General features: G+C 43.8%; 10 protein-coding genes. 2 read left to right on the top strand and 8 right to left on the bottom strand.

The annotated features are described in order from the left end of the window. Positions 1-18: 18 nt before the first annotated feature. The 8 genes from dnaK to EAI83_RS10675 form a co-directional block, all read right to left on the bottom strand. On the bottom strand, positions 19-1911 hold the full coding sequence (gene dnaK / locus EAI83_RS10710; RefSeq protein ID WP_110102502.1) for a molecular chaperone DnaK: 1893 nt from the start codon (positions 1909-1911) through the stop codon (positions 19-21). Positions 1912-1964: 53 nt separating this feature from the next. After that, on the bottom strand, positions 1965-2600 hold the full coding sequence (gene grpE, locus EAI83_RS10705) for a nucleotide exchange factor GrpE (protein WP_059085388.1): 636 nt from the start codon (positions 2598-2600) through the stop codon (positions 1965-1967). Positions 2601-2618: 18 nt separating this feature from the next. Next, positions 2619-3662, bottom strand: a complete 1044-nt coding sequence (hrcA, locus tag EAI83_RS10700) for a heat-inducible transcriptional repressor HrcA (protein WP_059085387.1) — start codon at positions 3660-3662, stop codon at positions 2619-2621. A gap of 176 nt (positions 3663-3838) precedes the next feature. After that, positions 3839-5092: an ABC transporter substrate-binding protein gene (locus EAI83_RS10695; RefSeq protein WP_237971358.1), complete on the bottom strand. Its 1254-nt coding sequence runs from the start codon at positions 5090-5092 to the stop codon at positions 3839-3841. A gap of 15 nt (positions 5093-5107) precedes the next feature. Next, positions 5108-6217, bottom strand: a complete 1110-nt coding sequence (locus EAI83_RS10690; RefSeq protein WP_021652327.1) for a glycoside hydrolase family 172 protein — start codon at positions 6215-6217, stop codon at positions 5108-5110. A gap of 41 nt (positions 6218-6258) precedes the next feature. After that, positions 6259-7113 (bottom strand): carbohydrate ABC transporter permease, encoded by an 855-nt coding sequence (locus EAI83_RS10685; protein WP_021652326.1) that lies wholly within the window; start codon positions 7111-7113, stop codon positions 6259-6261. 11 nt (positions 7114-7124) lie between these two features. Next, positions 7125-8003, bottom strand: coding sequence for a carbohydrate ABC transporter permease (locus EAI83_RS10680; protein WP_044961978.1), 879 nt, complete (start codon positions 8001-8003; stop codon positions 7125-7127). A gap of 78 nt (positions 8004-8081) precedes the next feature. Continuing rightward, positions 8082-9317, bottom strand: coding sequence for an ABC transporter substrate-binding protein (locus EAI83_RS10675; RefSeq protein WP_092071267.1), 1236 nt, complete (start codon positions 9315-9317; stop codon positions 8082-8084). A gap of 245 nt (positions 9318-9562) precedes the next feature. Here EAI83_RS10675 and EAI83_RS10670 point away from each other — a divergent pair, with 245 nt between their 5' ends. Both EAI83_RS10670 and EAI83_RS10665 read left to right on the top strand, forming a co-directional pair. Next, positions 9563-11389, top strand: a complete 1827-nt coding sequence (locus EAI83_RS10670; RefSeq protein ID WP_192926487.1) for a sensor histidine kinase — start codon at positions 9563-9565, stop codon at positions 11387-11389. Continuing rightward, positions 11364-12719 (top strand): response regulator, encoded by a 1356-nt coding sequence (locus tag EAI83_RS10665; protein ID WP_243113480.1) that lies wholly within the window; start codon positions 11364-11366, stop codon positions 12717-12719. Before EAI83_RS10670 ends, EAI83_RS10665 begins: the two co-directional genes overlap by 26 nt. Positions 12720-12790: the final 71 nt, after the last annotated feature.

The raw sequence follows: 12790 nt of genomic DNA, 5'->3' as shown, positions 1-12790 counted from the left end.
AATTATTTCCTACTTGTCTTAGACTTCCTTGTAATCAGCATCTACAACATCATCGCCGTATCCTGCTTCATTTCCGCCCTGGGCACCAGCGTTTCCGCCCATGTTGCCCATATCCGGTCCAGGACCAGCCTGACCCTGAGCCCCCTGAGTCTGCTCATACATCTTGGAAAACAGCTTCTGAGCGCTCTCCATCATCTTCTCCTGTGCAGCTTTGATGTCTGCAACCTGAGAATCAGTAAGCTCCTGTGCATTTGCTGTCTGTGCAAGAAGATCCTTCAGTGCATTGAGGTCTGCCTCAACACTTGCTTTATCGTTTGCATCAAGCTTGTCGCCTGCTTCCTTCAGTGCATTCTCAACCTGGAATACCATGGAGTCTGCATTATTTCTTGTGTCGATCGCCTCTTTACGTTTCTTATCCTGAGCCTCGAACTCCGCTGCTTCTTTGACAGCTTTGTCGATATCGGAATCGGACATGTTAGAACCAGCTGTGATCGTGATGTGCTGCTCCTTACCTGTTCCAAGATCCTTAGCGGATACGTTAACGATACCGTTGGCATCGATGTCAAATGTTACCTCGATCTGCGGAACACCACGACGTGCTGGCGGGATTCCATCCAGACGGAACTGGCCGAGGGATTTGTTGTCTTTTGCGAACTGACGCTCACCCTGTACAACGTTGATATCTACAGCTGTCTGGTTGTCTGCTGCTGTGGAGAAGATCTGGCTCTTCTTTGTAGGAATTGTAGTATTTCTCTCGATCAGACGAGTTGCGATACCACCCATTGTCTCAATGGACAGAGACAGCGGAGTAACATCCAGAAGAAGGATATCACCGGCACCTGCATCACCTGCAAGTTTACCACCCTGTACAGAAGCACCAAGTGCAACACACTCATCCGGATTCAGGTTCTTGCTCGGCTCTTTGCCTGTTAACTGTCTTACCTTATCCTGTACTGCCGGGATACGGGAAGAACCACCAACCAGAAGTACCTGGCCAAGCTCGGAAGCTGTGATACCTGCATCAGACAGTGCACGACGAACCGGCTCAGCAGTCATCTCTACAAGGTCATGTGTCAGCTCATCAAATTTAGCTCTTGTAAGGTTCATATCGAAATGCTTCGGTCCCTCAGCTGTAGCTGTGATGAACGGAAGGTTGATGTTTGTTGTTGTTGCGGAAGAAAGCTCTTTCTTAGCTTTCTCAGCTGCCTCTTTCAGTCTCTGAAGAGCCATCTTGTCGTTGCTTAAGTCTACGCCCTCTGTTCTCTTGAACTCAGCAAGCATGTAATCTGTAACTTTCTTATCAAAGTCATCTCCACCAAGACGGTTATTACCAGCTGTGGAAAGAACCTCGATAACGCCATCACCGATCTCAATCACGGATACATCGAATGTACCACCACCAAGGTCGTATACCATGATCTTCTGCTCTTTCTCATTGTCAAGGCCATATGCAAGAGCTGCTGCTGTAGGCTCGTTGATGATACGTTTTACATCAAGACCTGCGATCTTACCTGCATCTTTGGTAGCCTGACGCTGAGCATCGTTGAAGTAAGCCGGAACTGTGATAACTGCCTCTGTTACTTTCTCACCAAGATATGCCTCTGCATCCTTTTTCAGTTTCTGAAGGATCATTGCGGAGATCTCCTGTGGAGAATATTTCTTGTCATCGATGGTTACACGGTAATCGGTACCCATCTCTCTTTTGATAGAGGAGATCGTTCTGTCTGCATTTGTAACTGCCTGACGTTTTGCAGGCTCACCTACCAGACGCTCTCCTGTTTTTGTGAATGCTACAACGGATGGTGTTGTTCTTGCGCCTTCTGTATTTGCGATAACTGTCGGCTGTCCACCTTCCATTACGGCTACACAGCTGTTTGTTGTACCTAAGTCAATACCAATAATCTTTCCCATGATTTTTTCCTCCTGTTTTAGTCTGTATCTGTTAAAATAAAGTTTGTTGTCAGTTAGTTCGCAACCTTCACCATACTGTGGCGTACTACGAAATCCTTGTAAGTGTAACCCTTCTGGAATTCTTCCACCACGATGTTCTCTCCAACCTCTTCATCCTCCACATGCATCACTGCATTATGGAAATCCGGGTTGAATTCCTTTCCCACTGCTTCGATCGGCTTCACACCAAGCTCATCCAGTGTTGTGGTAAGCTGCTTGTAGATCATTTTCATTCCATCTGCAAAAGCATCGCCTTCCTGTGCCTGTGCAAGACCTCTTTCGAAGTTATCCACAACCGGCAGGATCTTTTCAACGATTTCTTTTGCTCCGATGATGTACATGCTGGATTTTTCTTTTTCCGTTCTTTTACGGAAATTATCAAATTCAGCCATGGTACGCTTCAGGCGATCGGTAAGTTCCTCCACCTTCTGCTCAGATTTATCTTTTTTCTTCTTTCCGAAGAAGGAAGTTTTTGATTTTTCTTCTTTTTTATCCTCTGAGGCAGCTTCTTCGCCTGGAGTATTATTTTCTTCCTCCGGCAGATCTTCTCCCTCCGGTGTCAGGTTTTCTTCTTCCTGATCTCCGTCAGTTACGGGGATTTCCTTCTCCGCTTCCTGCTCTTCGGATGTTTTCTTTGTTTCCTCCGACACTTTTTTTCTACCGCCTTTCTAAGTTTTCTTCTTTTTCAAAACGTCATCCAGATGATTCTTCAGTTCCTTCAGACTGTCCACTACATTCTCATAATCCATTCGTTTGGGACCGATGATCCCGATGGTTCCGTACATTCCGTCTCCCAGTTCATATCTGGCAGTTACAATGCTGCAGTCCTTCATGGTCTGGATTGGCATCTCATCACCGATGTAAACCTGAATTCCTGTATTCTCTCCATCTGACATCTGTTCTTTTACAAGATCGGCAAGTTCATGCTTCTCCTCAAATGCGGAGATCAGCTCCGTTGCCTTCTCTTTATCGGCAAGCTCCGGATACTTGAAAATGTTAGTTGCACCTGAAGTATAGATCTCCATATCTTCCTCTTCCACATGAATGGTGGCTGCCACTGCATCCAGAACCGTTGCCACCACACCGCTGTGGCTGCCTGCCTGTTCCTTCAGTCTGGCGATCATCCCAAGGTTGATATCCTGGATTGGAATCCCATTGAGATTGGTGTTAAGAAGAAGATTCAGTTTCAGGATCGTCTGGTCGTCCATTTCCTCATCCAGATTGATGATCTGGTTCCGGACTGTGTTGTTGTCACTGACAACCACTGCCACAAGCTGAAGCTCGCTCATCCTCGACAGCTGGATGAACTTGACCTTGTTGCCGCTGTACTGCGGAACGGAAACCATGGTAGCATAGTTGGTATTGGAAGCAAGAACCTTCGCAACCTTCTTAAGCACCTTATCCATCTTATCTGTCTTCTCAATGATCAGATCTCGCAGCTCTGCGACCTCCGCTTCCTTCTCCTTCATCAACTCATTGACGTAAAGTCTGTAGCCCTTATCTGAAGGAATCCTTCCTGCTGAGGTATGAGGCTGGACGATATAGCCCATATCTGTCAGGTCTGACATTTCATTTCGGATCGTTGCGGAACTGACATTGAGATCCGCATACTTGGAAATGGTCCTGGAACCAACCGGTTCTCCGGTTTCCATATAGGTCTTGATGATTGCTTTTAAGATTTTTTGCTTGCGCTCATTCAACACCTCTTCCATGAATCCATCTCCTTTCCTTTTTATTCTTTCCTGACGGATGTTGATTCTTTTTTTACATCTGTTAGCACTCATTTTAGTGGAGTGCTAACATCTACAGTCTTTAAGATATCACCATGTAAAATATTTGTCAATATGTTTTGAAAAAAAGTTCTTATTTTTTCAAAACAAAAAAAGCATCAGTACGATGCTTTTTTGTAATACTGGTCTATGCAGTTCTGTGCCCCGGCAAAAAATTCCGCTTCTGTTTTCTGTCCCAGCATATATTTCTGAAATTCCGTTCCCATGGACGAAACGGCTTCTATGGAATCGGCACACAGTGGTCTTGCTTTCAGCTTATAATCTTTCAGATATTGCCGGATCATTTCAATGCCATCCAGATCAAAATTCTTATCCTCGATCACATCCAGTCTTGCCGGACACATTTTTGTCAGCTGTCCGTAATTTTTACTGGCCTCATATCCGGACACATACTGAAGGAACTTCAGAGCTGCTTCTTTATGATCAGAATTTTTATTCAGTACATACTGCCAGGTTGCGATATTGGTCACCTTCTCGTCAAATTCCGGAAATGGTGCCATATGGATCTTATCTTTTCCATACACGCCTGCATTCTGAAAAGTACTCAACACACCGGTATACATAAACATACATCCATACTGGCCGTTTATAAATTTTTCATTCAGCTGGTCATGCTGGTCGATCAGATTCTCCTCTGATATCATCCCTGTATCCAGCATTCGCTTCATATATTCTGCCGCTTCTCTTGTTTTCGGATCCGTCCAGTCTGTATAATCTCCTCCGAAAAAATCGACATACTCGCTGATACTATTATATATGTAAGAAATCTCCCATGCATCCCCATATGCATATTTTCCCGTATTCTGAAGCTTTTTCTGAAGGATCTCAAGATCACTGAGACAGGAGAGTCTGTCCAGACCAGCCTGATCCAGCAATTCCTGGTTCACCCAGAATGCCATGATATCCATCCTGAACGGTACCGAAAAAATATGTCCGTCTGACATGCATATTTCTTTCAGGTATTCCTGCAGAAAATTCGCCGCTGTCTCCTCTGTCATAACCGTATCTTCCAACGGAAGAAGAAATCCCTTATGTTTAAATTCGGATATCATCTCATCATTTACTGTGATCAGATCAACAGAATCATCTCCTGATGTCAGAAGAGTTGCTATTTTGGCCTGGCGATTGTCCGCATTGGCCGGACATTTTTCAATATGGATCTTTATTCCAAGATCTTTTTCCGCCTGGCTGATAAAAGAATCAAAGCCTTCTGTGCCTGCATCCACATGAAGGATCGTCAGTTCCTGTCTGTTCTCCGGCACAATATCAGATGCAGCCTCCTTCTTCTGGACTCCACATCCTGTCACTGCCAGAGCCAGGGCAAATACCCCGCAAAATACCTGTTTTTTCAATCTCTACCACCCTTTTTATCTGGGCCATCTATCCTCTTTTGACATCAACGGCTGGAACGGTGCATGAGGAAGTGTCTGATACCAGTACGCTACACTTGCCACATCATCCTGTCGTTCAAACAGGCCACGGTATCCGACGCCTATCTGCTGAATCGTAACGCGAAGATCCTCTTCAAAGCAGATTGGATCCTGTAAATGCCATCTGTAAAAGCCTCTCATTGGCGGGCAGTCATCATTATGATAAAAATTGTGGATCAGCTCGTCATGGGCAGAATAATACGGATATCCCAGATACGGCGTGTTATAATTCTGTTCCACGGTTTTTCCATCCACCTGTTTGGCAAAGCTCCAGGAACCACCAAAGTAATCTTCCGTTCCTGTTCCACAGATGGTCGGATACTCCTCATCTCCGTCAATATAAAACTTCATTTCTCCCTCGCCCCACCAGTAACGTTCCAGTGTGGTAAGTGCCATGTAGGTTCCTATATAATGGCCTTTTCCTTTTACTCCATCCAAAATTGTATAATCTTTTGTTTTTTCTGTCAACCGTTCCCTTCTCCACTGCGCATGGAAATAAGCAATATCGTCCGGAAGCTCATCATAGAGACAGTAATCTACCTGATAAAAGAAAGCCGGGATTTTATTTGCATGCTGGTTTTCCAGTGTGATCTTTGCTTTCTTCTTAAACGGCATCGGGAAATAGCAGTTAAAGCCCCTGTTTGGAACAACAGCCACCGGAACAGAATTTACAAAACATTCCCTTCCGAATCCGCAGCAGAAGAAATCACCCAGAGGACTTTCCACGGAAGGAGTTTCCTCGTCATCCCAGTACATACGGATTACAAGATCTCTCAGTACAAAGCAATCTGCCTCTGTAGTCTTGTTATCAACGGTGATCCAGATATGATTGATCTGTCCCGGTCCTTCCATTTCTGCCAGAGTTACCACAGTTCCCGGCTCAATATCCCTGAGACACGGGCTTCCTTTTCTGGACGGTCCCAGATGACTTGCAGCCATACCGCCTCTGCCTTTTTCTCCATGAGGATTTTCTGCGTTGATCGCACGGCTTTTTCCATGCTTTGCAAGTGCGATCCCTCCCAGTCCGCCTGTAAATGCCTGATACATATCTGTTTTCTCCTCTCTTTTGGAAATTAAAAATATTATATTTACGCTTTTACTCCACCTGCCATGATACCATCCATGATCTGTTTCTCAAAAACAGCTACAAAGATAATGATCGGAAGAAGGATGATCCATCCCATGGCGCTGACCAGATCCCACGGAACTCCATACATGTTGTCACGTAACGGAAGCTGTACGATGGAAACAGAAAGTACCTGAATACCATTTGAATAAAACAACGGTGTGAAAAAGTTATTCAGACAGGTAATAAAGTTGATAATGCAAACCGTAGCGATTGCCGGCTTCATCAGCGGCAGAACGATCGTAAACAGTCTCTGTGAAAAAGATGCGCCGTCAATAGCAGCTGCCTCCTCCAGTGAGATCGGGATCTCACCGACAAAGTTTCTGAGGATCAGAACCGTAAACGGTATAACGGTACTGATATAAAGAAGGATAAGTCCCGGATATGTATCATACAGCTTTACCTTCTGCATAAACTCATACAGCGGGCGGGCTGTGACAACCTCAGGGATCAGCATGGTAGCCAGAACAAACGCAAATGCAACAGAAACTCCCTTTGAGTTAAATCTTGAGAAGCCATAGGCAGCCATTGCACACAGCACGGTACTGATCACAAGTGTAATGCCTACGATCAGAACTGTATTTCCGATCTTTGAAAGCAGTCCTACATTCTGTATCAGAAATTTATAGCTTTCCAGTGTGGGATGATCCGGAAGATAATCGATCGGTGTTTTAAACAATTCTCCTGACGGTGTGATCGAAGAAATAAAGATCCAGTAAACCGGGAACAGGATCAGAAAAGCCACAACTGCAAACAGAACCCATCTTCCAACGGCTACCACTCCATGATAAACATTATATTTTCCTGTATTCTTCACGATAATTCCCCCTAACTGTCAAACTTATTCATAACACGTATATTCAGCCAGCTGAAGATCGCCATTACAACAAACAGCAGCATAGCCAGCGCCGAAGCATATCCTACGTTTAGATTTGTAAATGCTTCTGTTGTGATTCTGTATGCGATCAGCGCAGTATCCTCTCCAGGGCCTCCAGATGTCATGGAATAAACCAGATCGAAGGTTGTCAGTCTCCAGAGTGTGAACGGAATACATAAAGTCAGGACATTTTTTGCGATCAGCGGAAGTGTGATCCGGAAAAAGCTCTGGATCCCGTTTGCACCGTCTACCTTTGCTGCCTCATAGATATCGCCGGAAATAAACTGAAGTCCGGAAAGTACAAGAATTGCAAAGAACGGAAGGTCCTTCCACAGGTCCATTGCAATTACCGCTGCTCTTGCAGTACCTGTATTGATCAGCCAGCTGTTCTGGTAACCCGGTACAAACCAGCGGATAAAATCATTGATCAGACCATAATCATTGTTAAATGCCCATTTTGCAGCCATACCGGCTACTACTGCAGGCATAGCCCACGGGATCAGCACGATGGTCCTCAGAAAACGGCGGCCTTTGAATTTCATATTCAGGATCAGTGCCAGGATAACTCCGAGGATCACATGAAAGATCATGGAAGCAACCACAAATATTGCCGTAAAGCTGATCGATGTGAGCACTTTAGGATCAGAAAATACCTTCAGGTAATTCTTGAAGCCTATAAATTCATTGATACCTGCAAGGATACTGATATTAAAGAAGCTGTTTTTCACAGTCATCAGAATGGGATATACTGTTGTAAAACCTCGAATCAGTACAACCGGCAGGATCAAAAGCCATGGTATCCACTTCATATTTTTTTTGCTTATTGTCATGGAACTTTCCTCCCTGTTCATCAAGCAATGTAAAGCAGACTTTTACCTCTGCTTTACATTGCTGTTTTTTTATATCTTTTACTTATACATATCTACCACATCCTGAGCCTTCTTGCAGAACTCATCAACTGTAATCTCGTCTTTCATACAGGACTGGAAGATTGTTCCCATATCGCTGATAAATTCCATTGTCTGTGCCACCATCGGACGTCCCTGTACATTGCATTCATTTGCATATCTGCTGTACATTTCTTTTGCCGGGTCAGAATCCGGAACTACCTTCTCTGCAACATCCTTTCTTGCAGGATATCTGTCAAATGCTTTATAGGAAGCTTCCATTCCGCCTTCATCAGCCATATACTGGAGGAATTTCACAGCTGCATCTTTATTCTTGGATGCTTTGTTGAGAACATAGCTCCAGGAATCTGTAAAGATCGCACGCTCTCCCTTGCCGCTGAAATCCGGTACCATTTCCATGTGGATCTTATCTGCGCCAAGCATATCTGCCTTTGCATAATCTGTTCCAAGGCCCCACATGAACCAGCATCCGTATTTTCCGTCATTGATCTTCGGATTCATCTGGTCATATTTATCTGCAATCTGTTCGATGGATGTTTCTTTATTAGCAACCAGATCGTGAAGGAACTGAACTGCTTCCTTGTTTTCCTCTTTGGTCCAGTCAAAATAATCGCCGCCGAACATGTTTACAAACTGTGCAAGCTCGTTAAATGCATAGGTTTTCTCCCAGGAACCGCCGTAGCCGAATCTTCCGTCCTTGGAAACAGCCTTCATATACTTCATGAAATCCTCTTTTGTATCAATGGATTTGATTCCGACCTCATCCATGATCTCCTGATTTACCCAGAATGCAAGATATCCTGTATAGCCTGGAACACCGACGATGTTTCCGTCCTTATCTGTGATCATATCCTTTACATATCCCTGGGCAAACTGATCAGCGATATCATCTGTCATTACTGTATCGTTCAGTCCTTCCAGCCATCCGGAATTTTTAAATGCCGCGCTCATCTCATCGTTGATCTCAATGACATCCACGGAAGTATCTCCTGTGGAAAGCATTGTGGTGATCTTCTGCTGACGGGTATCTGTATCTGTAGGTGCCGCAATTACATTAATGTTCAGGCCCGTGGCATCTTCCACATTTGCAAGCCAGTCCTCAAAATCCGGGTCTGTGGTGTTGACGCTGTATAAGGTAAGATCATATTTTTCCTTTGCGGAAACAGTAACCACGTTACCTGCCATACCCACAACCATCGCTGCTGCCAAAACTGCACTCATTACTTTTTTCTTCATATCTTTCTTCCTTTCTGGACATTTTCGTGTTTGTCCACACCTGTTTTTGATGGTTTAAGGATACCAGAGAGCCCCCTCATTCTAAATACAATATTTTATGATTTATTTATATTATTTTTCGTTCTCTTGTATTTTTGTTGTTAATTTTTTATAATCCTTTTATATAATCTATATTTGTAACGGCTTTTTTCACAGCTGGATTCGGTTTCATTAATTTGTTTTTGACATAAAGGAGAATATGTACTATGAAATTCCACAAATGTATCCCACCCATTTTTTCCTCATTTCGCTATAAGCTCCTGCTCGCATTTCTGATCGCAACTATGGTACCTCTGATTTCCCTGACCTTCATCAGCTATCACATTTCCTATAACATTGCCAGAGATCGTATCATCGATTCTGCCGTAATGACTGACAAGCAGCTGGTCTCTCAGCTGAACGACCGCCTCGGTCAGGTTGAAAATGTAGCAGATACCATACAGTTTCAAATGTACTCCCTAAATCAGCCTTCCTCTAATAAGGTAGATGCACTGAAAAAATTCACCACTGTAAAAAACAATATTTCGCTGTATAAATCCACATTCGATTTCTTCCATATATATGTTTTTCTGCAGCCCGATCAGCTCGGTTCAAAAGAAAGCCTGTACTTCTTTTCCACAGATGAGCTTTCTGCATATGGTCTGGATAAAAATATTGTTTCCGGTTCAGGCTTTTCCTCTGTCTGGATACCGGTTTCCAATATGCCTCTGCCTAAAATACTGTCCACAAAAAAATCATCTGCCGATGTGATCCTCTGCGTCCGGGCACTGAAAAATCAGGCCACCGGTATTCTGGAATACGCCTACGGCATTGCTCTGGACACCTCAGAGCTTACCACTTATCTGCAGCCTGCTGCTTTGGATTCCCGCATATACAGCTACATTCTCACAGATCACGGAGAGATTGCAGCAAAAAATACATCCTCACTGAATTTATCCGGAATTTCCAAAGCACAGTTTCAGAAACTCAAAAAAAATGCAGATTCTTCTTTTCACAGCGGCGAAAAATATTATAACTGCTGCACCTTAAGCAATGGCTGGCTTCATGTTACCGAAATCCCGGAAAGCTATATTCAGGGCAACACGCACATCCTGATCCGTGCCTTACTGATCACTGTCCTTATTTTCTTGCTCCTTACTGTTATCATCGTTATCCTGTTTTCCGAAAATCTTACCCGGAAGATCACTGCACTTTCCTATGCAATGGAAGCCTTTCAGCTGGGATATGACCCGGAACATCTATCTATCGTTACTGTTCCCCACCCGGATGATCCTTCCAGGTATGATGAGATTGACAGACTGGGCATCACCTTTGAAGATATGCAGCACACAATAGCCGGAAACCTGAAGTCCATTGTAAATCTTTCCGTAAACGAAGAACGTCTGAAATACCAGCTGCTCCAGTCACAGATCAATCCGCATTTTCTTTACAATATCCTGGGATCGATCCGTACCTGCCAGTCCCTTGGAAAGCTTGACATTGCTGATCAGATGATTGCAAATCTGACTGCCTTTTACCGTCTTACCCTGCGTAAATCAAAGGAACTTATTCCTATTAAAGATGAATTGGAAATTGCCCGGCTTTATCTGGAAATGGAAAAGCTCTGTCATAAAGATAATCTGGACTGGGAGATCGAAGCAGAAGATGGAATCGAAAATTTCCTGATCTGCAAGTTTACACTTCAGCCATTTCTCGAAAATTCCATTCTGCACGGAATTTCTTCGGGCACACCAGCTGTTTTCATTTCGATCCATGTTCTTTATGGCGATGATACGGTTGTGATCTCCATTGAGGACAACGGTGCCGGCATGGACTCTGAAACCCTTGCACAGCTGCGCCATGCTATTGAGCATAATGTTATTGATTATGAGAAGCATTTTGGAATTTCCAACGTAAGTTCCCGTATTTCCAACCCATTATACGGAAACGGTTCCGTAAGGATCCGCAGCAACCCCGGAAACGGCACATACGTCACCATTGAATTCGAACAGATGGAGGAAGATATCGATGAAAAAAATAATGATCGTAGATGATAATTACTTATCTGCAGAAGGTATCGAAAAAAACATAGACTGGGAAACGCTGAATGCAGAGATCATCCATGTCTGCTACAATGGAACCTCTGCTATCGAAGCCATGAAAAAAGAACCGGCAGATCTGATCATTTCTGACATTGAAATGCCTGATCTTGACGGCATTTCCATGAGCCGTCAAGCTCTTGAGATCAATCCCATGGTGAAGATCATCCTGATCAGTGCCTATGATAAATTTGAATATGCAAGACGTGCTCTGCTCCTCGGTGCTCTGGATTATATCGAAAAGCCTCTGGATTATGCCTATCTTATCCAGAAGGTAAAAAACGCTTTTGCACTGATGGAAAAGGAACAGAAAAATCTCCAGCTTCTGAAACAAAGCAGGCCTCTTCTTACGGAAAAATTTTTCCGCGAGATCACACACCTTCCGTCTTCTGAAGCAGCCTACCGACTGAAGCCTTATCTTAAGTATCTGAACCTGGAGCTGAATTATGATTTTTATACAGTTGTTATTCTGGAGCTTGAAAATGCTCCGGATCTAAAAGCTGTTTACGGGATTGAAAAGTTTCAGATGGAGCTTTTCAACCTTCAGGATCTGATAACTGAGGAAACCGCTTCTCTTGATTTTGTGTATCTTCTCCCGGATATGGATGGCTATCTGTGCATTCTGGGACACAGCGGCTGTCAGTCCAACAGCTTCCGCCAGCTTACCAGCGGACTTATTTCCTCAATCGCAGATGCCTGCCAGCCACTGGGACTTTCTCTCAACGCAGGCATTGGAACAATTGTCCAGGATTTCTGGAACCTGAACCATTCTTATAAAAGCGCCGTACATGCACTGGAATACAGATTCTTTTTCCCGCATCAGAATATCTTTGACGGAAGAGAGGCTCTGGGTTCCGATCTGTCTGTTGCAGATTTTTCAGATACAAAGGAGGATGAACTGATCCGGCTTCTCTGCAAAAAGGATACCGCTGCCATAGATCTCTGGTTTCAGAATTTTTCCGACTGGCTCACTCAGAAATTTCGCACAAAGAATTTCGCTTTCATACAGATTTATTCTCTTCTTGGCCGGATCCTGAAATTTTTCTATGAATTAAATCTGGATACGCATGACCTTGAAGCTAAAATTTTGTATGTTTACAACCACATAAATGAGTTTCATAATACGGAAGAGCTATGTCAATGGCTGAAGGATCTGTGCCATCTTTTATGTCGGAAGCTTGATTCCTCCATGAATGATTATCACCAGAAGCTCTGTGAACTGGTGATTTCCTATATCAACGAACACTACACTGACAATACGCTCTGCCTCAATGATATTTGTTAACTTCCAGAAATTTTACAACTAAATCGAGCTTCTCCTGATGTAACCGGTACAGATCAAAAACACACTATTTA

The organism is Blautia sp. aa_0143 (genome assembly GCF_004167315.1).
GTDB classification, from domain to species: domain Bacteria; phylum Bacillota; class Clostridia; order Lachnospirales; family Lachnospiraceae; genus Blautia_A; species Blautia_A fusiformis.
This window is presented reverse-complemented; position numbering and strand designations above follow the sequence as displayed.